The sequence below is a fragment of the Bartonella sp. HY761 genome (assembly GCF_026743145.1).
GTDB lineage: Bacteria > Pseudomonadota > Alphaproteobacteria > Rhizobiales > Rhizobiaceae > HY038.
In genome coordinates, this window is record NZ_CP104887.1 from 2,907,946 (window position 1) to 2,932,950 (window position 25,005).

The window sequence follows — 25,005 nt, forward strand, 5'->3', positions numbered from 1 at the left end:
ATATTAGACATGAACAAAGGTGATATTTTTTCTATTTAACCTTAATGGCTACTTGAATTATAAATCGTTATGTAGTTTACCTATATACCGTAATGTTTTTTAGAGCTAGTGTAAATAGTATTTTTTTCTAATGCATAAAGTTTTGCGAAAAACTCTGTTCAAAAAAACGAGCTCATAGTGGAAATAGAGGTCTGTGCAATGGTCTTACTGCGTTATTTATTCATAATCTTAATATTGGTTCCAAGCTTTGCAAAAGCGGCCGAAATAATTGATGCAACAGGCACAGTTGTAAAAATACCAGACCAAATCGCCAAGGTCGCCCCCGCAGGGCCGCCAGCCAGTGTTTTTCTTTATACGCTTGCACCAGATTTAATGATGGGTTGGCCAAGCGAAATTGGTGAAAAGCGCCGCACATTTTTAGGGCAACGAGCCGTTGACATGCCGGTCATTGGCTCTCTTGGCGGACGAGTTGGCAGTGAAGCCAATATTGAGCGTTTTTTATTAGCAAAACCTGATGTCATTATTGATTTAGGAAATGTGGGCACGGTTGACCTTGAACTTGCCCAAATGGTGCGTAAGCGCACTAATATTCCCTATATCCTGTTTGATGGCAGTTTAGACAATTTCCCTAAAGCCTATCGAGAGATTGGAAAAGCAATCAATAAACCAGATGAAGGTGAAAAACGCGCTTTGTGGCTTGAAAACCATATGAAAGCGGTAAAAACCGCAATAGATCAGATCCCGCAGGATAAGCGTCCGCGTATTTATTATGCCCGTGGTGTCGATGGTAAAGAAACGGGGCGCAGCGGTTCTATCCATGCAGAAGTGATTGAACGCGCTGGCGCAATCAATGCAGTTGATGCTAATGTTGGTAGCCAAGGCATATTACAATTATCCATGGATCACATTTTGGCTCTTGATCCTGATATTATCATTGCTTCAAATCCAAAATTCATGGAAACCATCGCCAGCGATCCCTTATGGCAGCACTTGCGTGCGGTTAAAAACAACAAGGTTTATCTTGCCCCATCCATGCCTTATAGTTGGATTGATGTTCCCCCTTCAGTCAATCGGGCCATTGGCGTCATTTGGCTTACCCATATTCTTTATCCAGAAACCTATAATGTGGATATCAAAGCCACCGCTGGTGAATTTTATGACCTATTTTATCATATCACGCTTGATGATAAGGCATTTGATGACCTCATGATCAGCACTCAACCGCAAAAAACTGGTTCTCAATGAAAATCAAACTTTTGCAATGGATAGGGCTGCCGCTATTTTTAATTGCTGTTATTCTCATCAATTTAAAAATTGGCGCCTATCCAATATCAGCATCAACATTTTTACAATGGTTAGAATGGCGTATTTTTGGCGGTGAGCGACCCAATGATACGATAATCAGTATCATTGAAAATATTAGAGCGCCGCGAATTTTTGCCGCAATTTTGATTGGCGGCGCATTTTCTTGTGCCGGCGCTGCCTATCAAAGCATTTTTCGCAATCCCCTTGTTTCACCAGATATATTGGCGGTTTCTTCAGGCGCAGCTTTTGGCGCATGTTTAGCCATTGTTGCCTCGTTAAGCCTATTTGCCATTCAGGTCGGTGCTTTTTTCGGCGGCATTGGTGCTGTTGCTATCGTTCTTCTCATTGCTCGACTTGTACCACGGCGCGATGTCACTTTGGTGCTTGTTTTGGCTGGTATTGTTGTTGGCGGCCTGTTTGGTGCAGGCGTATCGCTTTTAAAAATTATTGGTGACCCTTATGAAAAACTACCGATTATCACCTTTTGGTTGTTAGGAAGTTTGAGCCGGGTAGAGCTTGATAATATTTTGCTATTAGCACCATTTTTTATCATTGGTATTACTATATTAATCGCCATGCGTTTTCGCATTGATGTCATGACCCTTGGTGAAGAAGAGGCTAAAACAATCGGCATTAACACAGGACAAATCCGCCTTACCACTATTCTTTGCGCCACTTTCCTCACCTCAATTGCCGTTTCAATTGCTGGTATTATTGGCTGGGTTGGGCTTGTTGTTCCCCATATTAGCCGCATGATTGTTGGCCCAAGTTTTGGGCGTGTTGGTCCAACATCAGCTATTATTGGTGCAATATTTTTACTCTTTGTTGATAGCTGCGCCCGCTCACTTGCCGCAACTGAAATTCCGCTTGGCATTTTAACCGCCATTATTGGTGCGCCAATTTTCATTTGGCTGTTAATCAAAGGAAAATAAATGCAAACTTTGATCAGCGTTCAAAACCTTACTATTGGTTATCATCGCAAAATGATCTGTCAAAATATTGATTTTTCAATCAAGCAAGGCAGCGTCCTTTGTATTCTTGGTGCTAATGGCGAGGGTAAAAGCACTTTACTCAAAACCTTACTTGGCCTATTGCCTCCCTTATCAGGAAAAATTTTCCTTAACTCTTGCTCAATTAGCAGCTTAAATTTGCAAGAACGCGCCAAAGTCCTTTCCTATGTGCCGCAAAATATGCAAATCGGCTTTGCTTTTAGTGTATTGCAAATGGTAACAATGGGAAAAGCTGGGCAAATGAGCGTTTTTGCTCACCCCAACCAGAGGGATGAGCAACAAGCCCGCACTATTCTTGATCAATTAAATATCTTGCATCTTGCCAACCAAGACTATGCCAGCTTAAGCGGCGGGCAACGACAACTTGTTTTGATTGCCCGTGCATTAATGCAAAATGCCCAAGCAATCATATTAGACGAGCCAACCGCAAGTCTTGATTTTTACAATCAATCCCATGTCATCCAGCTACTTGGCGCGTTAAAACACCAAGGACGCACGATCATTTTTACAACGCATCATCCAGACCAAGCCTTTGACATTGCCGATGATGTTTTAATGATCAAGGATAATAATATGCTGTGTTGCGGTAAAACCCATGATGTCATGAACGAAACAATGCTAACCAATCTTTATAAAGCACCTATCGGCATTATTGAAGTTGAAGGTAAAAAAATAAGCTTTATCAAAAATAACCATGAAATAAACCAATGATAAAGCCTTGAAACCTCATCTTAAACGAAACGCTTATATTTAAAGTTTTTTAAAATCGCAAAAATCGCGGCTCTTCTTCATCAATTAAGTTGAAATTCTCTTTAATTATTCTACCGTTATAAATAAGCTATACCACCGCTTCCATCAATCAAATCGAACTTAGTTTAAATTTTGTATAATGTATTACGACTAATAAAAGGGGAGAAAAGAAAGATGCAATTTCAATTTCCAGAATTTAAATTAGAAATTGATACCCTTGAAAATCAATTAAAACAGCATGATGAAAAATTGTGGAAAATATCATATTTAGATCCATGGTGGGATTACCAACAAGTTATTATAAATATTGTAATATATAATAAAATTGATGTTTATAAATGTTATGATAAATTTTACGAGCTATATTTAAAACATGATGGACTTAATAAATTTATTAAACTAAATTTAAATTTCTGGGTCAAAAATCAAAATGATTATTACCAATTTCGTTTTTTATCATTGAAACGCTTTTTAAATAAAGAAACGTTAGAGGGACCATTGGACAGTAATCTTTATGAAATAATCCCCAATAATGAAATGCCAGGACTTTACTAAAGGACAAAGCCCCTAATAGGATAAGATATGTTTGGTTTTATTAAAAATATATTTCAAGGATCAAAGGCGGATGATAAGCACATTCAATTAGTCGATAAGACAGCCGCTATTTTGCATGAACACTGGAATAGTATTGGCAAAATGGATGATGGCATTGTGTCATTAATCGTACAGGGCGAACCTTGGCCAACAGTTGTGCAAAGTTTTGCTTTTGTGCGCCGCACCAACAGCATTATTGTTTCCAGTAATGGGCTATCATGGCCGCAATCAAGTAAGGCGAAAACGAGCGGTTTCGGTTTTGAAGTGTTTTTGGAGACCAATTCCATCGCCCCTGAATATCTTAGCCATGATGGCAATAAAAATGGTTTGCAATATAGTTTTGCCTATAGTGTTGTTGTCAGCACCGCCGATGTTGCTGCACAAAATCCAAACCTTGCTGATATGGTTGAGCAATATGGTGCGGTTTCTATTGAATATCCAGACTTTCAAAGCGCGGAAGTTGCAAACCAAGTACCATCACGCTTTGTCTTGGATAATGGTAATCTTGGTATTCTTATCGGTGCACCGCAGCCTGACTTTACAACCACACTCGCTATGCCCTGCGGCCCTATTCGCTTGTTAGCAATCACATTGCTTACCGCTAAGGAACTGGCCTATATTCAAGAACACGGCGTAAATGGTCGCCTTGCTATTCTTGAAAACCTTACTGCCTTACCTTATGAGCAACGCATCAGCCTTGATCGTCCGGATGTTACGCCACAATAAAACTATTATGAGATTATATTAGGCGATTTTAACCCATTATCCCAAAATACCAAGCATTTACGATGATGGGTTAAACAACGTTCCTATATTTTAGTACTCTCTCCTCTTAAATATTATAGTTCCAATTATTTGGATATCCTTGTATGCTCTATCATCAAACATTACATTTTCAGAAATTTTATCAACATATTCATTTATTCTTATATCATCCGCTAAATAAGAAGAAATTTCGCCTCCGGAATCCAAGTCATAATCAGAAACCATTCTATCTGTATAAATATTATATTTTAATTCTCTTTTATTAGGGCAAAATACGATAGATATTATTCTTATATTGTTATAAATTTCACCAAAAGTTGCTTCAACGCACAATCGAAAAAGTCTATCTGATAACATATATTTATCTTTCTTAATAGAGATTATGTAGCTACATAATGCATTCATTAAAATCTAACCAAGAAAAACGGCCTTGTCGCAAATATTTTACGCTAGAATTTAATTCTCAAATAACTGGTAAAACTTTTAATATTTCCCGTTTCAGTCTCTAAAATTGAGTAATTTGATGCTTTGGCGTATTATTTAGACGGGCAATATTGCCATTATATGAAATATTATTCTAATTTTTACAGTCTTAAAAAAGTTTGCAACATGGCCAATAATCATAATTATGATTGGAATAACGGCCCATCAATGTAGAATATCATCGTGATAAACTATGATTCTTAAAAAACGTTGGCTATATCATATTGATAATAATCATTGCCCGCGTTTTTGTTCTTCGTTTCCTAATCTAATCGCAGTCCCCACTTTCTTTCATCAAATAGATCCGTTTTTGGATCATAATGCGAAAAATAATTTTTATTTAAGCGGTCAAATTTTTGCGGCTTTTTAGCGCCCAGATAATCAACGACATCAAAATTAAAATAGAAATTATCGCAGCTTATAAGCTGTTGAGCGCCATCAAGGGCGGTAAAAATAAACTCGGGTACAGGGCGAAACTCGTTTTGAAGAATAATTTTTAAAAAATCATTATTGGTGTTGAAACTCCACTCGACCGAACAATTGGAATAACAATAATCATTTGAAAAAAACTCGCAAATATGATGCTTTTGAAAATCATCACTAATTGCTAAAAGCAGATTAGTTGAACACCACTCATATATTTTGATGCGCAAAATCTGATTAGGCCAACGTTCACGCAAATAGCCCATGATGGTTTGCGCTGTATGATTATCAATTTCCATCATAAAATTCCGATACTTAAAACAATTTACTAACTATACGCTCGCCGGGCTTTAAATTCTCACGTTCATAATAAAAAACCATATGAGGATTAAAATTTAAACTTTTCCCAATAAACCTTAAGAGAATACCCGTATCTGAGAGTATTTCTAAACGTATAAAATCCTGTTTATTTTTTTGAAATTTGAAGATGCGTAAATAATCCAGATTAAAGTCCGTTGACCACATAGCTTCGCAATGAATCAATTCAACACCGTCCATAATAAATTCGCAATTATGATAATAGCAAAAATCACTACTGATGGCGATTATTAGCTTATTTTCAGCATATTCATAAATATCAAAAAAAAGCGGAAATCCTAATGAAATAATTTCAAAAATCTTAACTTTATATTTTTCCTCAAGTTCATAATCGCGAATTTCCATAGCTCACCTTTCCTAGACAAATATAAGCGAAGTTTATGAAAAAAATCAAACTATGATGATAATACTTTATCAAAAAAGACAAATAATGGTTCATTAAAATAAATACAGAACTTAGAGCATCGTAATAAAAAAGCATTTTTAGTTGAAATCTTATTGGTGCCATCAATTTTTAGCATATTTTACTTTATTTTTTTCACAAAAAACAAATGAATAGAAGTTTTAAGGCATTACAATGGTAGATTTTATCGCTCATAAGGGACCAAATATCCTTATAAATATGCAGATTGACGGCTCTTACGCTTTTGTTGATAATGGCGATCATTATACCCTGCACACCCATAAAGATCCTAAACATTGGTCTTTAATCTATTATCCTCAAAGCCCCGATTTTAAAAAAATTAAAGATATTTATCCGCAAAACAATATGTTTAATGAAATAAAATGCGCCTTTGAAAGCAGAAAATTTGCACCTGCAGCGCAAAATCCACAACATTCAACTTTGTCTGAGATAAGTTTTTTTCGGGATTTGAATTTTAGTTACATAGAGGGAGCAAACAGAGCTATAGAAGACAATTCATGCCTAAGAAAATTATATACCTATGTAATTTTTGAGCTAAGATTGGGATCAAGTTTACGATATAGATTTGCAGATAACTAATATTAAACAATATTTTTGAGGCGAAACTGTCGTTACGCCTCAAAAAAATTTCATCTTTATATTTATAAAATATCAGTTTTAAATCAGGCCGCTTTGTTAGCGCCACCCCAATTCCGGTGCAATTTTTGTCAAAATATTTTCAATAATTTTAAGGTTAAATTCAAGACCAATGCTATTTTCAACCGGAATAAAAATAGTATCTGCTTCAGAAATTGCGGCATCATTTTTGAGCTTAGCAATTATATCTTTAGGGCGCCCACAATAGGTGCTTTGAAAAACATCACGCGCTTTCTTATTATTGGGCCATAATTCCACCAATTCATTATTGATTTGTTGCAACCAAGCGTCTTCTTTTTCATCACAAAGCGGTACAATCTCACGAATAATTGCAGCGCGTGGTGCATAATTATGCTTAGCTTTATCCCAGGCTTTTTTATGGGCAGTTAAAAACTCGACTTGCTCTGAAAACATAAATTGACCGGTATCAGGATTGCGATGGGTGGCACATTGAATATGCATGCCATGTTCAGCTGCCCAGATGGCCGATTCCATCGTGCCAGATCCCCACCAAATACGCTTGTGTAACGTGTCACTATAGGGTTCCACTCTTGCAATGCGGCGCGTTTCACCAGCGTCGGCAAAATTATATTCAAGTTCAAATGTTTTTTCGCCGCGTAATTGGTCAAGAAAAAACAAAGCGCGTTGCTGGGCAAGTTCTCTTTGGCTCAATTCCTTATTCATGCTTGGTGCAAAAAATTCACTACCATTAATGGATGCAAACGGCGCGCCGCGGCCAATACCAAATTGTATTCTTTGGTCAGCAATCATATCTGCAGAGGCGATATTTTCGAGCATGGAAAGCGGATTTTCATAACGAAGATCAACCACACTAGTGCCAATTTCAATATGTTTGGTTTGCATTGCGATAGCTGCGAGCAAAGGATAAGGCGCACCCAATTGTTCGGTAAAATGATGAACACGAAAATAAGCACCATCAGCACCCATTTCCTCCGCTCGAACTGCCATTTCAATTGCTTGCTTATAGGATGCCTGCGGTGTCGTTGTTTTGGAAAGTTCATGTTGTTTCCAACGTCCAAAAGAAAGAAAGGCAATCTTTTTCATCATCTTTTCCTTTAATGCGCTATCAATTTTATAATAGCTTTCACAACAATTTTACACCCGTTATGTATAAAATCTATATAACGATATATAAATTAATGCAAGAATTTTGCAAAACAAAATACTACGGTTAGATGAACAGTTTAAATTAGCGATAAGCGCCTTTATGTAGCTTAAGAATAATGTAGCCCTATATGACAAATTTTAAGATCAGCGATTAATAATCCGTTGACAACATCATAAGGATTCCAAACAGCAGGCACAATTGCGGTTAGTCGAGAATTAACCAACGGATAGGCCTTGTCATATTTTTCCGCCCAATCAAGTAGGGCAATATTATAATTAACCATAGCCTGCCCACCAAAACGCTGATATAAATCGTCAAAGGCTTGATTTAACAAATCAAAATCACAGCAGGTCTCTTCCACGGGATTATCTCCAAGTCGAAAATGGAATGAATAAATCATCGCATAAACACCACAACCGAATTTTTCTTTGGTAACTTCAATGGCTTTGCGAGCAAAATCGTCAACATCTTGCATAGATGAACCGAACCAACGCGGCAATAGCCGAAAACCATGATCAATATAATGGGTAAGATTATCAGGATCTAAAGCAAGAAGTGTACAAAACAACTCATTAAGATATTCAATTCCAGCACCACCATCGCTATATAATTTATAATGTGCTAAGTTCCATAAAAGGCAGTTGTCAGACCCTGCAACGCTGTCTTTGAGGACATCCCACATTTTGCTCAAACAACCTTGATAGCTATTTAAACCAGTCTTACCGACATCTTGGATATATCCGCCGCCGCGCGCAATCCAACCGGTGTGATAAAGACATAATGCATAAAGCCCACCAGCAAATGAGCTTTTATCTTTTTCCCACCAATTTTCCAAATGTGAAATTTTCTTCAATGCTTCATCAAAGCTACAGTCTTTAAATATATTTTCAAGCCCATCAAAGACAAGGCCGCTTTTCAAAAAGCCATTGGCAAGAAGCTCATCATTGCGGCGCAATTGCTCGAACCCTTGCCGAAATGCGTCAAAATGATTTTGTAAAAAATGGTCTGTGACTTTTTTAACTTCAAGCCCAGCAGCGCCATATTCTTCAAAACGATCAATAATGTAGTTAAAATTTCGCTTTTTTAAATAACGTCTATTTTTAAACCTAAAAATAGGCATGTAGATTTTTAAAAATAAATTTTGTAACATATTGTTCCCCGGCTTATGCTATAATCCACGTTTTAAACTGCGATATTTACCTAAAAAATCAAAGATTAGCTAATATTTTTTTCAATAAATTCTTGTGCAGACATGACCATTGCATGTCTTGGAAAATGCTTTTTGATTAAAATATCATGCATTTCAAGATCACCATCGGTACAAGCATCTTCAATGACCGTTAAACCATAATCAAGATCAAATGCTTGGTTGAAGGTCGATAAAACAACATGCGAGGTTGCAACCCCAGCAAGCACCAATTCTTCAATATTATTAGCGCGCAAAATCATATCAAAATCACTGCCTGAAAATGCACTAATGCGATGTTTGCCAACAATTGGCTCATCACTTTGCGGCGCAAGTGGCGCATAAATTTTCATCTCGTCACCGCCGGGAATAACCCGCTTATTGGCCTTAATATCACCAAACATGACATTGCGTGAATTAATTTCAGGATAGCCTTGGCGAAAACTAACATTCACATGGATAACCAAAACACCTGCTTGGCGCGCCCATTGAAGTAGCTTTGCAGCATTTTGCGTCACATGTGTCGCTTGCTCTAGTGAAATAAAATTCTCCAAAATAAATTTTTGAAAATCCATCAAGATTAAAGCGGTCTTTTTAGGATCAATAACTTTGTTTTCCATAGCTGCCTTCTTTATCTTCTATATAAAAATAATATAGAATTTTAAGTTACTGCATTTTTTTAAGCGCGCTATCAAGCCCTTTAATAAGCGCATCAATGCCACCATTATCGGTAAAGACTTTCGTCACCAACTCATTGGTGCCGCCCTTGGTAGAATGGTCAATTTCTAGTTGTTTATAGTCAATTTTTGGTCGCGATTGCGCTTCATGGGCAAGGCTTGCAAATAATTTGCTGATAAATTTGGTTGAAGTATTTTCATCAATGCCATGGTCAATCAACCATTGATTGGCACTGCCTGCAAAACGATAATAGCTGCCCATAAGTGAGCCTGCAATCATGAAAATTTTCAATTCTTCTTCATTGGCAAGACTAAGTGCGCCGCCAATCTTGGCAAAAATTCCTTCAACGTCCTCATCTTTTGGAAAAACCGGCGTGGCGCTTTGATGATCCATCACGAATGGTAACGGCACCGCGCGAAGAATGTCCCCCTTGTGCCCACTCCAAGCGGCAAGATCATCAATTGAGGCGGTTGCAATAAAACTAACCAGTTTTTGCTGCGGCTTAAATGCTAATTGTTTAAGCAAGTCTTGCGCGTCTTGTACTCGCAAAGCGATAAAGACAATATCCGATTGGTCGACCACCGCTTGATTATCACATGCCACATGCACAAGGTTTGGAAAATCTGTGGCAAGCCTAGCTGAAATAGATTGTGAGCGCGGTGACACAATGATTGATTTAACCGCCCCTTTTGATTTATCAAGGCTTGATTTGGTAATATCCGATTTAGCAAGACCACGAATAATAGCATCAGAAATTGTGCCAGTGCCTAAAAAACCAATATTCATCTGTCGCTTCCACCTTAAAAACTCAATATGATTAAGCCAATATTATGAATATAAGCTTATATCCATGGACTGGCAAAACTGCCCAATAATGTATTTTTAACATCAAAAACAAAAGGGGCAAAATTGCCCCTTTTTTAAATATGTTTAAATGTCAAATAAGCTGGCGTGCGATTTTCGCGTATCGCCTTTGCTTCATAGCGCGTGCCCGGCCATGCTTCATAGGGCGTGTGCCAATCACTGGCATTATCCGCTACCCATTCAAAACCACCATGCTCACGGCAATGCAATAATGTCCAGTTAATATAGGTATCAATATCACTAGCAAAACGAAACAATGCCCCCTTTTTTAAAACACGGGCGAACCGCTGCAAATTTTTCTCATTCACAAAACGCCGCTTCCAATGTTTTTTCTTGGGCCATGGATCTGGATAGAATAGATCAATACCATCAAGCGATTGATCAGGCAGCCAATCAAGCAGTGCAGTTGCATCATCATTATAAAGACGCAATGAGGATTGCAAATCAGGCAATTCATCAAGACCAGCTAATAGCTTTGCCATGCCGTTAACAAAAGGCTCAACCCCAATAAAACCGGTATTGGGGAAACGACCAGCCTCATGCAATAAATGCTCACCGCCGCCAAAACCAATTTCAAGGCGTACAGCTTCAACGGGCTTTGCAAATAATTCTTTTAGCGATTGCGGCGCTGGTTGTTTGAGGTCAACCAACACCTGCGGCAAAAGATCTGTTTGCCGTTTAATTTGGTTATCCCGTAAGGGCTTGCCTTGACGTCGGCCATAAAAAGCCTCGCTCATACGGGTTCTATGTGGTGTTTTATCCGATTGCATTACTGAATTGCTGCCTTTAACGCACTGCCAAGGTCGGTTTTTTCCCAAGAAAATGAACCATCGCGGCCAGGTTTACGACCAAAATGTCCATAGGCTGACGTTTTGGCATAAATGGGTCGATTAAGATCAAGATGTTTACGAATACCGGTTGGGCTAAGATCCATTACTGCGCGAATTGCTGCTTCAACCTGCGCCTCTGAAACCTTGCCCGTTTCATGAAGGTCAACATAAATTGAAAGCGGTTGGGCAACGCCAATCGCATAGGAAATCTGGATGGTGCAACGCTCAGATAGGCCAGCAGCAACAACATTTTTAGCTAGATAGCGTGCGGCATAGGCAGCGGAACGGTCAACTTTAGTGGTATCCTTACCAGAAAAAGCACCGCCACCATGCGGCGCAGCCCCACCATAAGTATCAACAATAATCTTACGACCGGTAAGCCCCGCATCACCATCAGGCCCACCAATAACAAATTTTCCAGTTGGGTTAATATACCAATTGCAATTTTCTGAGATTTCAATGTCATGTAAAGCATTGCGAATATAGGGTTCAACCACTTCGCGCACTTTTTTCGAATCCCAATTGGCATCAAGATGCTGGGTTGATAAAACGATTGACACGACCTCTGATGGCTTACCGTCAGCATAGCGCACAGTCACCTGACTTTTAGCATCTGGTCCCAATAAACGAGCTTCGCCATCACCTTTATGACGAGCGACAGCAATTTCTTCCAAAATTTTATGGGCATAATAAATGGGCGCTGGCATTAAATCTTCAGTTTCACGGCAAGCATAACCAAACATAATACCTTGATCGCCAGCACCTTCTTCGCCTTGGCGGTCAGCAGCATTGTCAACACCTTGGGCAATATCGGCTGATTGTGAATGAAGCAGCACATCAATACGGCAGGTTTTCCAATGGAAACCCTCTTGTTCATAGCCAATTTCTTTAATGGCACGACGGGCTGCCGCACGAAAACGCGATGGATTAATTTGCGGATTGCCCTGCTCGTCAACAACCAAATTGCCCTGCTTATCTTTTTTCAAGAATGTATCAGGTACACGAACTTCCCCAGCAATGATAACACGATTTGTGGTTGCCATTGTTTCACATGCAATACGCACACTCCATGGATCAGTACTGGTTTTTCGCGCTTCCTTATAAATCATGTCAACAATTTCATCAGAAATACGGTCACAAACCTTATCGGGATGACCTTCTGAAACGGATTCACTAGTAAAAAGATAAGAATGACGGTGCACGGGAAACCCCTCTAGAAAGATAATATTTGCAATTCAATCCTAAACTTTGCAATGACACTGGTGGTGACACTTAATGGTGACTAGTGCTAGTGACAATGGATAGTTTAGTAAAAACTTAAACATTTAATAGCATATGCCGCATTTTTTGCCACATATTTTTGCTATTTGCTGTTTGTGCCAACAATATTTAGTGTCGTCAATGTTGTTTTCCAATATCCCAACAAATTCTATGTGATTTTAAACCTATTACAATCAGGAAACTGCAAAAGGATAAGATGCAATATGTTCAAATGGAATCTATAAATCACTATAAATTATAACAAGACATAGCATCTTTTGTTAAGATAAAATCTAAAATAATAGTCAAAATGATACAATCTTCAAATAACGCATGGATTGACTTAATGTGGTTTAATCAAATCACTAATTGGTGCAGTTAGGTGATAGCTAAAACCATTTGGTGCATAATCAAGTTTTGCTTCACCGTTCAAGCTTGCAGGCAATAAGCGTTCCACCAATTTTGCCCCAAAACCCTTGCGGGTTGGTTGTTTAGTAATTTCAGGCCCACCAATTTCATGCCATGCAAAATGGAATTTTCCATCATCAAAATCCCATGTAATGTCCACCCGCCCTTGTTCATTCGATAAAGCGCCATATTTTACTGCATTGGTTGCAAATTCATGCAATGCCAGAGACATGGAAAGCGCCGCCTCACTATCAAGCGCAGCTTTTGGGCCATTACAGGTAAAGCGATTGGTTAGGCCAATATTGCCCTCAAGGCAATTGACGATGATCTCATGCAAATTAATACTGGAGGAGGCTCCGTGCGTTAATATATCTTGTGCATCAGCAAGGGCTTTTATGCGTGCGGTTAAAATGCGGCGCGCTTCTTCAATGTTCGCGGCATTATTTAAGCTTTGATTGCAAATACTTTGCACCATAGCTAAGGTATTTTTAACCCGATGGGCTAATTCTTGCGCTAACATTTCTCTTTTATCTTGAGCAAGCCGCCTTGCAGTTACATCTTGAATAACTCCAAGAATCGGGCGATGCCCTTGCATTTCACCAATATCAATTGGTGCTTTTTCTGCGCGAAAAGCAATCCAACGTCTTTCATTATTGTCACTGCGTTGAATTTGAATTTCTAGCGATACTAATTTATCATCTGGTGGATTAAGCATCTGACTGGCAATATAAGACACATTGGTAACGATTACATCTAAAAATTCTTCAATTGCAAGTTCTGGCTTAATTTCAAGTCCTAATAGTTCCATAAATTTGGGTGTAGCAAGAATAATACCTCGATCCACATCAATGGAAAAAGACCCAATGCCACCGGCCTCTTGCGCGAGATGGGCGCGTTCCTCACTTAATCGGAGTGCCTCTTGATGTTGTCGCTCGCTGGTCCTATCCCGGACAATCTTCAAAAAACCCCAAGGTGCGCCATTTTCATCTTGAAATAATTGCAAATCACCCGATGCCCAAAACTTACTGCCATCTTTGCGTAAATGCCAGCGCTCAACCGGATCCAACCGGTGTTGACGGGCCATTTCGCGTCGCTTTGCTGGCAATCCATCCGCTTGATCTTCATATGTGAAAAGCGTGTCTAATGATTTTCCTATAATTTCTTCTTCGCGCCAACCAAATAAATTATGCGCGCCCGCGCTCCAACTATCAATAACTCCATTCATATCAGTGGTTAATATGGCATAATCTAAAGCATTTTCAAGAATAAGCCTATCACGCCATTGGGTTCTAGCTGCGCGTTCCATATATATATTCCAACATATTAATGAATAACTATCTCATTTAAGCAATTGCGATCAAATATAATTCATTTATAGCAAAAATTACAACAATTCAAATTAAAGAATTACAAAGAAAGCTTTATTACTAACCACTTTGATATTAGATATTAATTTCGCATTCACTTAAGCGATGATAACGCATGAATATGCATCGAAGTTCCATAGCTTAGGGACAAAACTCATTATTTAAAATGAAGTTTTGCATATTTCGCTAAGGAACAAAACAGTTGTGATGTAAAGTGCGTAAAAATTTCACTGTTGAGTACCATTTATGGTGTTGCCTGCGCCTCAATTGCAAGAGCATGAACCTTATCAGCAAGCTCGTCTTTTAATACATCGTTAATGGCACGATGCTGCTCTACCCGTTTCATGCCGATAAATTCATTTGAAGTAATTTTTATTCTAAAATGTGTTTCACCTTCACCATCAAAAGAGCTACCGTCGTCATGACTATGACCGGCATGTAATGCACTTTCATTGATAACTTCTAAATGTAGGGGCGAAAAAGCAGCGCGCAATTTTTTTTCCATTATTTCTTTAATCGTGCTGGACATAATTATTTTCCCAAACCATATCGTAGCTCTTGCAGTTTTTTTATAATTGGTTAAAATCGCCAATCCAAATATGAAACTGCAACGCTTTCAGTTTAATTAAGTTTAAAAGTTTAATTTAAACCCCATATATAGCGTAGTATCTTTTATTAAAAAGGACAAAATCATTGTTTGATCGTGTTTTCTTGAAAGGGCATTAGTTTGCCTTGTATAAAGTTTGGTGCGATTTCATTCAATTGTCAAACATTATTACACTATAATCCATTCGGAATGACCTAAATATCATGGCAATTAATTCAAAATTCTTTGACTCTATACGCATTAGTTCAGGCAAAAAGGCGAAGGCCGAACCTGAAACAATGAAATGCCAATGGGAGGGCTGTGAAAAGCCTGGTCCCCATCGTGCACCTGCTGGTCGTGGCCGAGAAGGGCAATTTTTACATTTTTGTATTGACCATGTGCGTGAATATAATAAAAATTTTAATTATTTTTCCGACCTTAGCGATGCGGAAATTGCTAAGTTCCAAAAGGATGCTGCAACCGGCCACCGCCCAACAAGGAAAATAGGCTCTAACCGCACCACAGCCACCAAAACCTCGCAGGAATTTTCCAGCATTCGCTCTGGTTCTGCCGTTTCGCAAAAGCGCTTACGCAACCCTTATGGGCTGATTAATGAAAAGCGCGTTGAAGCTGCACCTAAACGTAAATTGAAAGTGCTGGAAGCAAGAGCTTTTGCTACTTTAGAACTAAAAGAGATGGCAAGCAGCGAAGAAATCAAATCGCAATATAAGATTTTAATCAAACGGCACCATCCTGATGCAAATGGCGGCGATCGCAGTTCTGAGGAGCGTTTTCGCGCAGTTTTGCAAGCTTATAACCAACTTAAACAAGCGGGATTTTGCTAAGTTTTGCAAACCGTTTTGGGTAAAAAATCATAAAAATTTACAATCAAGGCTATACTTAAAACATAGGCTTGATTTTTTATGCATATACCGCACGCCCTCATGATTAAGCGACACGGATGTGTTATAATAGTAAATTACATAAAGCGTTGCTATTCACTTTAAAACGGAACTGTCATGACCTCGCTAAATATCGAAAATGAACTTCAAAATATCGAAAAATTGTTACAAACACGCTATGCTCTTGCGCAGCAATTGGCAAAAAGTGCGGGCAACCTTGCCTTAGACTATTTTAATAACCGCGATAAATTAATTATTGAAACCAAACAAGATCCGCAAGATTTGGTTTCAATGGCTGATCGCAATGTTGAAAAGCACATTCAAGAAGCAATTTATCGCCATTTTCCTGATGATGCATTTTTAGGCGAAGAAAGTGGTATTAGCAACCATCAATCAGATTTCCTATGGGTAATCGACCCTATTGACGGCACGGCGCCTTTTTTAGCAGGAATTGGTGATTGGTGTGTTTCGATCGCCGTTTTATATCAGGGCAAACCTGCAATTGGCGTGATCTATGCACCATATAATAACGAGTTTTATCGCGCCATGACTAATGATGGTGCATTTTTAAATGATAAGCCAATTGAAGTAACGAAGAAAAATACCATTGCCAATGGACTTACTGGCTTTGGCTGCAATCATCATATTTCAACAGAGCGCAAAATTGATGTTTTACAAAATCTTTTGGCTGCGGGCAGCAATTTTTATCGTAATGCGTCAGGCGCATTGATGATTGCTTATGTCGCGGCAGGTCGCCTCGTCGGCTATGTTGAACCCTATATGCATTTATGGGATTGTGCAGCTGGTTTTTGCCTTGTGCAGGAAGCAGGCGGCAAAATTATGCCATTCCCCACCGATCGTGAAAATCTTAAAAAAGGGCATCCTGTTCTTGCTGCTACGCCCCATAATTATGAACAATTGAAAAAAATTGCCAATTTTTAAAAGCATGGTCACAAAGCGCCGCTTTGTTAAATATCCAATTTGTTAAATATTCAATGTAAATAAAAAAGCCGTTTTAGTTTTCAAAACTAAAACGGCTCATTATTTTTAAATCTTATTCCATCCTTTGGCGCAGTTTACTTTACTTACACAAATGCAGGCATGAGCGATGTTGCAATCAACATTTGCAAAAAATAAATCCCAAAAAAGATAATAATAGGCGAAATATCGATCGGGCCAAGATCTGGCAATATACGCCTTATTGGTGCTAGCATAGGTTCAGTTGCTGTATAAAGGAAATTACCAATCATACCGAAGAGCTGACTGCGCGGATTAACAATATTCATCGCATAAAGCCAAGAAATAATTATTCTGCCTACAATAAGTATCCTAATAAAGTCTAATATAAGACTTATAGTCGAAAAAAAAGCATACATCTATCTCTCCTGGGCTAAAGCACTTTAATTAAAGTCACTAAAATGCTCTAGTTTTTTGCTTTTACGTATTTTGGCGACAACGCCTCATATTTTTGCGAAAATATTCTGATCGCTAGATTTAGTGGCTAAATCCAATTTCGGCAAGACCTTAAAATAAAGCTTGCTCAAATCTAAAAGCAAATCCGTTTCATTTTGAAATGGATTTGCTCACAATTTTATATTTTAACAATATGGAATTTAATCCCTAGCTTGTTTAAAAAGCGCTGGCATTAGTCAAATGTGTTATATCGTCATTGCTTAGTTTAAGGGTCGTTGCTTTAACAAGGCTTGCCAATTGTTCAAGACTTGTAGCACTAGCAATAGGTGCGGTCACTGCCTTTTGTGCAATAATCCAAGCAAGCGCCACTTCAGCATTGGTTGCATTATGTGCCTTTGATATGCCATCAAGCACATCAAGAATATGCAGGCCACGTTCATTGACATATTTTTCAACCATGCGTTGGCGCGCTTTGCCCTCAACATCTTTTTGGCTGCGATATTTTCCCGAAAGAAAACCAGATGCAAGACTGAAATAGGTGATGACACCCAAACCTTCTTGGCAGCAAAGATCGGCAAGTTCGCCTTCAAAACCGCTGCGATCATAAAGATTATATTCAGGCTCAAGCACTTGATAGCTTGGCAAATTCAAGGATTTTGATGTATCAAGCGCGCTCTTTAAAAGTTTTGCATCATAGTTAGAGCAACCAATTGCACGCACTTTACCGGAATTTATAAGGTCTTCATAAGCACGCAATGTTTCTTCATGGCTGGTTTCTGGGTCAGGCCAGTGGGATAAATAAACATCAATAGCTTCACTTTGTAAGCGTCTTAAAGAATCTTCAGCCGCTTGTTTTATCCAACGCGCCGATAGCCCTTTTTTACCAGGCTCCAACATATCCGAGCCAACTTTAGTAATAATAACGACCTTTTCGCGCTTCGTTGGATTTTGCTTTAGCCAATTGCCAATGATGGTTTCAGATTCTCCACCCTTATTGCCCGGCGCCCAAGTTGAATAAGCATCGGCTGTATCGATTGCATTTAAGCCTGCATCAACAAAAGCATCAAGTAAATTAAATGAGCGTTTTTCATCAACAGTCCAGCCAAAAACATTGGCACCAAAAACTAAAGGCGCAATGTTAAACCCAGTTTTTCCTAATGCACGGTATTCCATAATTTGTTCCTTACATAAAATTTGTTTAACAAGCTTATAGGAAATTGCATATGATTTTTGTTATTATCTGGCAAAAACCATTTAAACTAAGACAGACGCTGCATCAAAAGCCTAGCAAATATTTATGATAAATCAATTCACTCATTTATATCAAAAACATATATATGGATAGACGCATATTTTTTTGCTATGCTTTAAGCCATACAGCGAGTAATATCTAATCATTATAAAATAACTTACCAATAACACTATCGTTATTTAAATGAGATTTGGCAATTTGCGGGGGATTTATGTCGTCTTTTTCAAAAACTGTTCTTCAAAACTTAACCCAAAATAGACGTGCTTTAGCAGCACTACCGATAATCGGGCTACCATTTTTATGTGGTTGCACTGCCAAAGCAACAGCGTGGAGCGAAAAAATCGCATTTTCGCAACCATCTATGCCAACCCAATGCGCTGGTTGGCAAAAGCTTGAGATTAAGAATAGCACGCGTTATTATTTACTGGAAAAAGACCAGCGTCTCCTTGTCGATCTTGATGCTCATAATTTGCGAGGTCGTCAAATAGGTTGTTGGCAATAACGACATTTTAAAACGCATTCAAATTTCATCTTAGCGCAAAGGGTAGGCACGCAATGTATCTTGATATTCACTCTTTGCAAAAGTTTTATCAATCGCCTTTAGGTAAAAAGGTGCAGCAAAATTTAAATAACGCACTTCAGCCACATATTCCAATCCGCAATGATGAAAGGATTATGGGACTTGGTTATTGCGTTCCTTATCTTGAACCATTTCGCCTAAAATGTGATTGTTGTTTTGCTTTTATGCCGGCGCGGCAAGGCGCTTCAACTTGGCCAGATAGCCAAAATGTTGCAACTGCCTTGGTCTTTGAAGAAGATTTGCCCCTCGCCGACGGTTGTCTTGACAAGATCATCCTTGTGCATGCCTTAGAACAAACTGAAAACGCGAGCGAAACCCTGCGTGAATTATGGCGGGTTTTAGCTCCTAATGGCAAACTCATTATTATTGCACCAAACCGACGTGGCTTTTGGGCAGGTTCTGATGCAACTCCCTTTGGCTCCGGCGAACCCTATAGCCGTGGCCAACTAAACCAAATTGTGACCAATGCTGGTTTTACATGTCAATCACTTAGCGAAACGCTGCATTTTTTACCGCAAAGAAATTTAAATATCCGGCGCTTTTCCACGCTTTTTGAAAAAATGCAAAAGCGTTTTTTTCCTTATTTTGGTGGCGCTCTCGTTCTTGAAGCAACCAAGCATATCAGTCAAGGCATCCCACTGTTAAAGCGTAATTCACGGCGGATATTTTCACCCGTTTTTACCCCGCAAACAACGCTTACACGTGGTGAACAACATTTAAAACAATAAAAAAGACCTATCTGATCGATCATGAAATCAGATAGGCCAATTGGTTAGCTTGATTTTAGCTAACGGGGATTTGTGAAATTCTTAACGCAAGTTTTGTGGTGCAATTTTAGCAACATTAATGCGATTGTGGTTTGCAGCCTTTGCTTCTGACTTTTCAGGAACAATGGTGATTGAAATATTTAAGCCAGCAGATGCTGTACGGCCACCAGTTGCAGCAGAGCCGCCTGCACCACCGCTAACTGCCATTGTGCGAGCACGGCTATTTGCAGCAGCTAATTGCGTTGAAAGCTTATTGGTTTCAACCCAACCTTTTTGGTTGCCTGCAGTTACATAGCACCAAGCTGAATTGCAAACGCCAACATTAACTTGAGTACCCTTAGCAATATTGCTGGTTACGGCCGCACTTGTTGCAGGTGCATTATGCAATGATAAGGCAGGAGCTGAAAGTGTGGTTGCTTGTGCAGTAAGTGCGCTAGCGATTACAGCTATTGCTAGAGTTGAAGCAGCGATGATTGATTTTGCAAAACGGTTCATGATCTTTATCCTTAAATTTGTTTTGGAAGAACCGCCCAACCGTGTTTAAACAAAGCTTTCTCGTTCGCAAAAGCTGGTTTTGCGTTAAATCACTTTAAATTTAGGCAAGGTTAGATCGTTAACGGGAAACCAATTTGCTTCCGTTTATTAGATTCTTCTAAGTTATCTGATTAATTGTTTAAGTTTCTCGGCTTATTTACCTTTTGTTAGCCTTGTTGCACCGTTAACGGTTCGATCACGAAAAAGTTCCAAAGTTTTTTGAGAAAAATTCATTATTTTTTTACTTTTATTATAAGCTATTGATAAAAAACAATAATATTAATTTTAAAAATTTTTCTTTTGTAGCACCACAACGCCCAATGATGGTACTAAGGCAATATTATTGACACCGGCGTGATAATATTCAATATTTAAAAACTCATTGCTCTCAAGTATCGCAAATTGCTTTAAATCTAAAGCGCGCGTCGCCAGAGCATCGAAAAGACCAACAGCTTGGCTAAAATTTTCGTCTAAAGTAAAATTCTTTTTAAAATTAAATGCAATGAGCTGACAATTTTGTCTTATTGGTGCTTTATCTTCACATTGATAAAGTGGATTGCGAAAGGCAATGCTTAAATTAAAACTCTCGATATAACAATCTGATTTATCGGTCACTTCAAGTGAGATATGAAAAACTTTACTCAAGGCATCATTATATTCTAAAGCTCGTTTAATAAGCCTTCCGTAACTTCTATATCCATAACTTTGAAAAAAAGGGGAGTTATAATCAAACTGGGTGAACTGTCGATTAAAACAGTTCATAATAGCAAAAGATTGCGCATTAAAATCGCTAAAATGATAATTACTCTTGATATGTCCCCAATAAGCGTATGATAGCATTAAGTAATTTCCTAAAATAGCCATATTCTATTTATTTAAATAGTCTAACAAATATGACCATTGTTACCTGTTATTACTATACTTTCATCAAAGAAAAATTTAGTTTATAATTCAAATTGGCTAGACAACCGTTTAAGCTGATCGTCTTAGCATTAGGCTTGCTTTAAGCAATGTCTGGTCTTTTTGCTTTAATTGATCTTTACTCTCTACATGTTCTTTTAGCTTAGATGGTTCTTGCCGATCTTCATTATCAAACAAATCCATTAGTTTTTGCATGGCAATTTGTGCAATCAGCGCATAATCTTGTGCAACGGTTGTAAGGGGTGGTGATGTATAACGCGCAAGCGGATGGTCATCATGGCCAGCGATGCGTAGTTCGCTGCTTGGTAAACCATGCCCCACTTTAATGCCCATTTCCCATGCAGCATGCAAAGCGCCAAAAGCAATGCGATCATTAGCACATAATATTGTATTGGTTGGCAGACCGCTTTTAACGTTTTTTATTGTTTGCTCATAGCCAAATTTTTCGAATTCCCAGCTATTTGAGCTATCAACTGGCAATATAAGAGGTTTAAAACCGTTGCGTATCATCGCTTCTTCATAAGCGTGGCGGCGTGATGTTGAATTGGCATTCACCCCCGGCATACCCAAAAAGCACGGCGGTTCTCCTGATCGGCATAAATAATCAATGATAAGGCCAAGGCTTTGGCGGTTATCAGTGCCAACAAAGGGTACATCACTTTCTTCCTTACTATCGACATAAACAAGGGGAATGCGATCAGCTAAAGAATTTAATTTATCTTGGCTTGCCGAATGGGCAATTGGTGCAATGATTGCACCAGCAATATGCATGGATTGCAATCGTTCAATCGCATCAGATTGTCTTGATACTTGCCCTTGCGAGCTCAAGACAACAGCAAAATAGCCATTTTTTTCGGCAATTTCTTCAATTTTGCGGGTAAGCTCCATATAAAATGGATCAAGCGTATCTGGAATAATAACGCCCAAAATTTTAGTACGCCGGCGCTTTAAATTAACCGCAAATAGATTAGGGCGAAAATCAAACTCAGCTAAAGCGTTTTCAATGAGTAAGCGTGTTGAATTTCTAATCGATGTTGGATCATTAAAATATTTGGATACTGTTGGGCGTGATAATCCGATATGGCTAGCAAACTCTTCCATTGTACGAATTTCCGGGGTACGAATTTCAGGTATCGAATTTATTTTTTTCATTTTTAATCTTTTACCCAACAAAAAGTGTTATCTTTTATTTTTATACAAATACCTTCAGGCGTTTTAATCTAAAAAACATGTCTGGCTTTCACTATCGTTTCAACCAAAGCCAGACAATGTCCTTAATTTTGCAATTTAAGCTTGCCAACAAGCAGCAATATAATCATTGATTGCTTTTTCAATGCTTGCGAACACCAAATCCTTGGCATTAGCTGGCAGGCGTTGGCTACGCACATCATGATAAAGGCCGCCAAGATATTGCCCGATAAGAGTTTCTGGCAATGTGACATTGTCAAATAACCCCAAGAGTTCTTCAACCGCACGATTAGCTTTTTCATCAGGCCAATAATAGCGGATACGGTCGCTATAAGAAAAATGGCGCTGCAAGGCCAATTCATGTTGATCACCGTGATAATAGCGATCCCAATTAGCAGGAGAGCTGAGCATGACCTCTTCCATGGTTTGGCGCAAAGTCTTCTGACGTCGCCCTGCAAAAAGCTCTTCTGCAATCATATCAAGACCATATAAGGTTTCACGCATAACAAAGGTAAGGCCGGGGCCAACTTTTAAAATACCAAATCCATCATTAACCAAAGCCGTTAAAGCGGCGCGGGTTTGATAATCGGTGGAATGCGCCTCAAATACAATATTCGACATAAGCGGCAATGCAGAACAGAGAGTGACTGCAGCTTGCGGATCATAATCAATGACATTATGATTGCCAAACTCAACACCTGGCTGCACAACAAGGCCAATAACTCGTGAAAAAGCATCACCTAAGCCTTGTGCTATAAATGCCTTCTTATGAATATCATAAGTTGTAAGGGCGGCATCTTTGTTCGTTACCTCAAGTCCCTCGATTTCCTCCAAAGCACCACCAGGCACTGGTACTTCAGTTCCAATAATGTAAACAGGGGCGATTGCCCCTTGTGCTCTTGCTTCTTCTGCAGCCTTGGCAAGTCGGGCAGCACGCAGCGCAATAATATTATCATCAAGTGCCAAAGGTTCATTAAGACAGCCCATGGAACAATCTAAATGCAACTTGGTAAAACCGGCAGCCGAATAGGCACGGATCATGACTTCGGCTTTATCCATAGCTTCTTCTGCGGCTAAATTTTTCCACGGATTAGGTCCAAGGTGATCACCACCAAAGATTAAACGTTCAACTGGAAAGTTACAGTTTTGGGCAATATCTAGCACAAAATTTTTATAATCTTGTGGTGTCATGCCAGTATAGCCACCATCTTGATTAACTTGATTGCAGGTTGCTTCAATCAATAGTGGCAATGGCGTTGGCATGGTTGCACGCATTGCCGCCTCAATAACCATGGGGTGCGCTGTGCAAATAGACGGTATGCCAGATGGCCCCGATTGTTGACGCCAATTTGAAATGGATTGCAGAGGATTTTTAGTCATGGAATATCCTTTTACGAGTGCAGGTTTAACAAATTTTTGTCCAAATGATCAAAGTGCTTTTTGCGCAATAAAGCGCTCGAGATCGGCAAGGGTTGACGTTCCCTCCATAGGGCCAATTTCGCTAACCGCACGCGCACCTGCAGCATTGGCAAAATCAAGCGCTTGTTGCGGATCGGTATTTTTGAGCCAAAAACTCAAAAATGCTCCGCCAAAACAATCACCTGCGCCAGTTGGATCTTTTTCCTCAACTTTAAAAGCTTGCGCGTCAAACCGCTTGCCATTTTCATAAAGGCTCGCACCTTTTTCCCCACGCTTCACCACAATGGTTTTAATACCACGCGCCAATAGATGATTGACCGCTTCTTCTTCATTGCCAGCTTTTTCAAATAAGAAAACTTCTTCACCAGACGGCATAAAAAGATCAGTGATAGATAGAATAAATTCGCAAGATTGTTTAAGACCAGGGGTATTCAATAATTCAGGGCGCAAATTGGGATCGAAGGAAATTGTGCCACCCTTATGTTTTATTGCCTTTGCAGCTTCAATAACCATGGCGCCAAGTTCAGGCGCTGAAAAAGCCGACCCCATAACATGAAGATGATCGCAATCCTTAATCATATCCTTAGCGCTTTGAGTGGTGTTTAAAGTGCCACATGCACTATAGCGGATATTATAAACAAAAGCGCGGCTGCCATCCTCGCGATAGCGCACAAAAGCACTGCCGGTTGACTCACCTTGGGCAATCTCAATAGCTGAAACATCAACGCCATCAGCTTTTAATCGATCGATATTGACGCGGCCAAAATCATCATTTCCAACGCGAGAAATAATCGCGCATGGTGTATCCAATTTGCCAACTTGATCGATAAAAATAGCTGGTGCACCCGATGGAAACGGTCCAATAAGCGGCTGCGCACTTAAAAAACCATCACCTTTAGTCGTTGCAACAATCTCTACCAAAATTTCGCCGATGGTTAAAACTTTACCCATGA

General features: G+C 39.1%; 28 protein-coding genes. 10 read left to right on the plus strand and 18 right to left on the minus strand.

Annotated features, from left to right (window positions below):
- Positions 1-177 precede the first annotated feature (177 nt).
- The 5 genes from N6A79_RS12575 (at position 178) to N6A79_RS12595 (ending at position 4,385) form a co-directional block, all read left to right on the plus strand.
- Complete coding sequence (locus tag N6A79_RS12575; protein ID WP_268546206.1) at positions 178-1,245, plus strand: ABC transporter substrate-binding protein; 1,068 nt, start codon at positions 178-180, stop codon at positions 1,243-1,245.
- Entirely contained in the window at positions 1,242-2,237 is a 996-nt protein-coding gene (locus N6A79_RS12580) for a FecCD family ABC transporter permease (RefSeq protein WP_268546207.1), read from the plus strand. Before N6A79_RS12575 ends, N6A79_RS12580 begins: the two co-directional genes overlap by 4 nt.
- Positions 2,238-3,026 (plus strand): ABC transporter ATP-binding protein, encoded by a 789-nt coding sequence (locus N6A79_RS12585; RefSeq protein WP_268546208.1) that lies wholly within the window; start codon positions 2,238-2,240, stop codon positions 3,024-3,026.
- A 213-nt stretch (positions 3,027-3,239) separates the two neighbouring features.
- Positions 3,240-3,620: a hypothetical protein gene (locus N6A79_RS12590; RefSeq protein WP_268546209.1), complete on the plus strand. Its 381-nt coding sequence runs from the start codon at positions 3,240-3,242 to the stop codon at positions 3,618-3,620.
- 27 nt (positions 3,621-3,647) lie between these two features.
- Complete coding sequence (locus tag N6A79_RS12595) at positions 3,648-4,385, plus strand: hypothetical protein (protein WP_268546210.1); 738 nt, start codon at positions 3,648-3,650, stop codon at positions 4,383-4,385.
- Between the two features lie 90 nt (positions 4,386-4,475).
- Here N6A79_RS12595 and N6A79_RS12600 read toward each other — a convergent pair whose 3' ends face one another.
- The 3 genes from N6A79_RS12600 to N6A79_RS12610 form a co-directional block, all read right to left on the minus strand.
- Positions 4,476-4,781 carry a hypothetical protein gene (locus N6A79_RS12600; protein WP_182417967.1) on the minus strand — a complete coding sequence of 102 codons (306 nt, stop codon included), beginning with the start codon at positions 4,779-4,781 and terminating at the stop codon, positions 4,476-4,478.
- A 389-nt stretch (positions 4,782-5,170) separates the two neighbouring features.
- Positions 5,171-5,632, minus strand: a complete 462-nt coding sequence (locus N6A79_RS12605) for a hypothetical protein (RefSeq protein ID WP_268546211.1) — start codon at positions 5,630-5,632, stop codon at positions 5,171-5,173.
- Positions 5,633-5,645: 13 nt separating this feature from the next.
- Positions 5,646-6,053, minus strand: a complete 408-nt coding sequence (locus tag N6A79_RS12610; RefSeq protein WP_268546212.1) for a hypothetical protein — start codon at positions 6,051-6,053, stop codon at positions 5,646-5,648.
- A 232-nt stretch (positions 6,054-6,285) separates the two neighbouring features.
- Here N6A79_RS12610 and N6A79_RS12615 point away from each other — a divergent pair, with 232 nt between their 5' ends.
- Entirely contained in the window at positions 6,286-6,711 is a 426-nt protein-coding gene (locus N6A79_RS12615; RefSeq protein ID WP_268546213.1) for a hypothetical protein, read from the plus strand.
- 96 nt (positions 6,712-6,807) lie between these two features.
- On the opposite strand, the gene N6A79_RS12620 is transcribed toward N6A79_RS12615, so the two are convergent.
- From N6A79_RS12620 to N6A79_RS12655, 8 genes are all read right to left on the minus strand, one after another.
- The gene (locus tag N6A79_RS12620; RefSeq protein WP_268546214.1) at positions 6,808-7,836 is read right to left on the minus strand and encodes an LLM class flavin-dependent oxidoreductase; all 1,029 of its coding nucleotides are present in this window, start codon (positions 7,834-7,836) and stop codon (positions 6,808-6,810) included.
- Between the two features lie 167 nt (positions 7,837-8,003).
- Positions 8,004-9,047 carry a hypothetical protein gene (locus N6A79_RS12625; protein ID WP_182417972.1) on the minus strand — a complete coding sequence of 348 codons (1,044 nt, stop codon included), beginning with the start codon at positions 9,045-9,047 and terminating at the stop codon, positions 8,004-8,006.
- Positions 9,048-9,112: 65 nt separating this feature from the next.
- Entirely contained in the window at positions 9,113-9,703 is a 591-nt protein-coding gene (locus tag N6A79_RS12630) for a cysteine hydrolase family protein (RefSeq protein ID WP_268546215.1), read from the minus strand.
- A gap of 46 nt (positions 9,704-9,749) precedes the next feature.
- Positions 9,750-10,547: a pyrroline-5-carboxylate reductase gene (locus N6A79_RS12635; protein WP_268546216.1), complete on the minus strand. Its 798-nt coding sequence runs from the start codon at positions 10,545-10,547 to the stop codon at positions 9,750-9,752.
- A gap of 134 nt (positions 10,548-10,681) precedes the next feature.
- Complete coding sequence (trmB, locus tag N6A79_RS12640; protein ID WP_262078933.1) at positions 10,682-11,395, minus strand: tRNA (guanine(46)-N(7))-methyltransferase TrmB; 714 nt, start codon at positions 11,393-11,395, stop codon at positions 10,682-10,684.
- Entirely contained in the window at positions 11,395-12,657 is a 1,263-nt protein-coding gene (metK, locus tag N6A79_RS12645; RefSeq protein ID WP_268546217.1) for a methionine adenosyltransferase, read from the minus strand. Before metK ends, trmB begins: the two co-directional genes overlap by 1 nt.
- 401 nt (positions 12,658-13,058) lie before the next feature.
- The gene (locus N6A79_RS12650) at positions 13,059-14,429 is read right to left on the minus strand and encodes a sensor histidine kinase (RefSeq protein ID WP_268546219.1); all 1,371 of its coding nucleotides are present in this window, start codon (positions 14,427-14,429) and stop codon (positions 13,059-13,061) included.
- A 305-nt stretch (positions 14,430-14,734) separates the two neighbouring features.
- The gene (locus N6A79_RS12655; protein WP_262078936.1) at positions 14,735-15,019 is read right to left on the minus strand and encodes a BolA family protein; all 285 of its coding nucleotides are present in this window, start codon (positions 15,017-15,019) and stop codon (positions 14,735-14,737) included.
- A 281-nt stretch (positions 15,020-15,300) separates the two neighbouring features.
- Between N6A79_RS12655 and N6A79_RS12660 the strand changes: the two genes are divergently transcribed.
- Entirely contained in the window at positions 15,301-15,921 is a 621-nt protein-coding gene (locus N6A79_RS12660) for a J domain-containing protein (protein ID WP_182417978.1), read from the plus strand.
- A gap of 174 nt (positions 15,922-16,095) precedes the next feature.
- Positions 16,096-16,920: an inositol monophosphatase family protein gene (locus N6A79_RS12665; RefSeq protein WP_268546221.1), complete on the plus strand. Its 825-nt coding sequence runs from the start codon at positions 16,096-16,098 to the stop codon at positions 16,918-16,920.
- 143 nt (positions 16,921-17,063) lie between these two features.
- Here N6A79_RS12665 and N6A79_RS12670 read toward each other — a convergent pair whose 3' ends face one another.
- Together N6A79_RS12670 and N6A79_RS12675 are read right to left on the minus strand one after the other, a co-directional pair.
- Positions 17,064-17,354 carry a YggT family protein gene (locus tag N6A79_RS12670; protein WP_182417980.1) on the minus strand — a complete coding sequence of 97 codons (291 nt, stop codon included), beginning with the start codon at positions 17,352-17,354 and terminating at the stop codon, positions 17,064-17,066.
- 253 nt (positions 17,355-17,607) lie between these two features.
- On the minus strand, positions 17,608-18,564 hold the full coding sequence (locus N6A79_RS12675; protein ID WP_182417981.1) for an aldo/keto reductase: 957 nt from the start codon (positions 18,562-18,564) through the stop codon (positions 17,608-17,610).
- A 290-nt stretch (positions 18,565-18,854) separates the two neighbouring features.
- Between N6A79_RS12675 and N6A79_RS12680 the strand changes: the two genes are divergently transcribed.
- Both N6A79_RS12680 and N6A79_RS12685 read left to right on the plus strand, forming a co-directional pair.
- The gene (locus N6A79_RS12680) at positions 18,855-19,145 is read left to right on the plus strand and encodes a hypothetical protein (protein WP_246708078.1); all 291 of its coding nucleotides are present in this window, start codon (positions 18,855-18,857) and stop codon (positions 19,143-19,145) included.
- 53 nt (positions 19,146-19,198) lie between these two features.
- Positions 19,199-19,951 (plus strand): class I SAM-dependent methyltransferase, encoded by a 753-nt coding sequence (locus N6A79_RS12685; protein WP_262078940.1) that lies wholly within the window; start codon positions 19,199-19,201, stop codon positions 19,949-19,951.
- A gap of 81 nt (positions 19,952-20,032) precedes the next feature.
- Here the strand turns inward: N6A79_RS12685 and N6A79_RS12690 are convergent, their stop codons facing one another.
- From N6A79_RS12690 to N6A79_RS12710, 5 genes are all read right to left on the minus strand, one after another.
- On the minus strand, positions 20,033-20,485 hold the full coding sequence (locus N6A79_RS12690) for an SH3 domain-containing protein (protein WP_268546222.1): 453 nt from the start codon (positions 20,483-20,485) through the stop codon (positions 20,033-20,035).
- Positions 20,486-20,809: 324 nt separating this feature from the next.
- Positions 20,810-21,388 (minus strand): hypothetical protein, encoded by a 579-nt coding sequence (locus N6A79_RS12695; protein ID WP_268546223.1) that lies wholly within the window; start codon positions 21,386-21,388, stop codon positions 20,810-20,812.
- A gap of 108 nt (positions 21,389-21,496) precedes the next feature.
- On the minus strand, positions 21,497-22,546 hold the full coding sequence (locus N6A79_RS12700) for a LacI family DNA-binding transcriptional regulator (protein ID WP_268547594.1): 1,050 nt from the start codon (positions 22,544-22,546) through the stop codon (positions 21,497-21,499).
- 186 nt (positions 22,547-22,732) lie between these two features.
- Positions 22,733-24,013: a D-tagatose-bisphosphate aldolase, class II, non-catalytic subunit gene (locus N6A79_RS12705; RefSeq protein ID WP_268546224.1), complete on the minus strand. Its 1,281-nt coding sequence runs from the start codon at positions 24,011-24,013 to the stop codon at positions 22,733-22,735.
- 48 nt (positions 24,014-24,061) lie between these two features.
- The gene (locus N6A79_RS12710; RefSeq protein WP_268546225.1) at positions 24,062-25,003 is read right to left on the minus strand and encodes a tagatose kinase; all 942 of its coding nucleotides are present in this window, start codon (positions 25,001-25,003) and stop codon (positions 24,062-24,064) included.
- Positions 25,004-25,005 lie beyond the last annotated feature (2 nt).

What these genes read in the sequence shown, in the direction of transcription:
- N6A79_RS12705 (WP_268546224.1), bottom strand. Translation starts at nt 24,013, where the DNA reads ATGACTAAAAATCCTCTGCAATCCATTTCAAATTGGCGTCAACAATCG.
- N6A79_RS12690 (WP_268546222.1), bottom strand. Translation starts at nt 20,485, where the DNA reads ATGAACCGTTTTGCAAAATCAATCATCGCTGCTTCAACTCTAGCAATA.
- N6A79_RS12685 (WP_262078940.1), top strand. Translation starts at nt 19,199, where the DNA reads ATGTATCTTGATATTCACTCTTTGCAAAAGTTTTATCAATCGCCTTTA.
- N6A79_RS12605 (WP_268546211.1), bottom strand. Translation starts at nt 5,632, where the DNA reads ATGATGGAAATTGATAATCATACAGCGCAAACCATCATGGGCTATTTG.
- N6A79_RS12580 (WP_268546207.1), top strand. Translation starts at nt 1,242, where the DNA reads ATGAAAATCAAACTTTTGCAATGGATAGGGCTGCCGCTATTTTTAATT.
- N6A79_RS12680 (WP_246708078.1), top strand. Translation starts at nt 18,855, where the DNA reads ATGTCGTCTTTTTCAAAAACTGTTCTTCAAAACTTAACCCAAAATAGA.
- N6A79_RS12595 (WP_268546210.1), top strand. Translation starts at nt 3,648, where the DNA reads ATGTTTGGTTTTATTAAAAATATATTTCAAGGATCAAAGGCGGATGAT.
- N6A79_RS12600 (WP_182417967.1), bottom strand. Translation starts at nt 4,781, where the DNA reads ATGTTATCAGATAGACTTTTTCGATTGTGCGTTGAAGCAACTTTTGGT.
- N6A79_RS12675 (WP_182417981.1), bottom strand. Translation starts at nt 18,564, where the DNA reads ATGGAATACCGTGCATTAGGAAAAACTGGGTTTAACATTGCGCCTTTA.
- N6A79_RS12700 (WP_268547594.1), bottom strand. Translation starts at nt 22,546, where the DNA reads ATGGAAGAGTTTGCTAGCCATATCGGATTATCACGCCCAACAGTATCC.
- N6A79_RS12635 (WP_268546216.1), bottom strand. Translation starts at nt 10,547, where the DNA reads ATGAATATTGGTTTTTTAGGCACTGGCACAATTTCTGATGCTATTATT.
- N6A79_RS12660 (WP_182417978.1), top strand. Translation starts at nt 15,301, where the DNA reads ATGGCAATTAATTCAAAATTCTTTGACTCTATACGCATTAGTTCAGGC.
- N6A79_RS12615 (WP_268546213.1), top strand. Translation starts at nt 6,286, where the DNA reads ATGGTAGATTTTATCGCTCATAAGGGACCAAATATCCTTATAAATATG.
- N6A79_RS12630 (WP_268546215.1), bottom strand. Translation starts at nt 9,703, where the DNA reads ATGGAAAACAAAGTTATTGATCCTAAAAAGACCGCTTTAATCTTGATG.
- N6A79_RS12625 (WP_182417972.1), bottom strand. Translation starts at nt 9,047, where the DNA reads ATGTTACAAAATTTATTTTTAAAAATCTACATGCCTATTTTTAGGTTT.
- N6A79_RS12585 (WP_268546208.1), top strand. Translation starts at nt 2,238, where the DNA reads ATGCAAACTTTGATCAGCGTTCAAAACCTTACTATTGGTTATCATCGC.
- N6A79_RS12670 (WP_182417980.1), bottom strand. Translation starts at nt 17,354, where the DNA reads ATGTATGCTTTTTTTTCGACTATAAGTCTTATATTAGACTTTATTAGG.
- N6A79_RS12695 (WP_268546223.1), bottom strand. Translation starts at nt 21,388, where the DNA reads ATGGCTATTTTAGGAAATTACTTAATGCTATCATACGCTTATTGGGGA.
- N6A79_RS12590 (WP_268546209.1), top strand. Translation starts at nt 3,240, where the DNA reads ATGCAATTTCAATTTCCAGAATTTAAATTAGAAATTGATACCCTTGAA.
- N6A79_RS12710 (WP_268546225.1), bottom strand. Translation starts at nt 25,003, where the DNA reads ATGGGTAAAGTTTTAACCATCGGCGAAATTTTGGTAGAGATTGTTGCA.
- N6A79_RS12665 (WP_268546221.1), top strand. Translation starts at nt 16,096, where the DNA reads ATGACCTCGCTAAATATCGAAAATGAACTTCAAAATATCGAAAAATTG.
- N6A79_RS12620 (WP_268546214.1), bottom strand. Translation starts at nt 7,836, where the DNA reads ATGATGAAAAAGATTGCCTTTCTTTCTTTTGGACGTTGGAAACAACAT.
- trmB (WP_262078933.1), bottom strand. Translation starts at nt 11,395, where the DNA reads ATGCAATCGGATAAAACACCACATAGAACCCGTATGAGCGAGGCTTTT.
- N6A79_RS12655 (WP_262078936.1), bottom strand. Translation starts at nt 15,019, where the DNA reads ATGTCCAGCACGATTAAAGAAATAATGGAAAAAAAATTGCGCGCTGCT.
- N6A79_RS12610 (WP_268546212.1), bottom strand. Translation starts at nt 6,053, where the DNA reads ATGGAAATTCGCGATTATGAACTTGAGGAAAAATATAAAGTTAAGATT.
- N6A79_RS12650 (WP_268546219.1), bottom strand. Translation starts at nt 14,429, where the DNA reads ATGGAACGCGCAGCTAGAACCCAATGGCGTGATAGGCTTATTCTTGAA.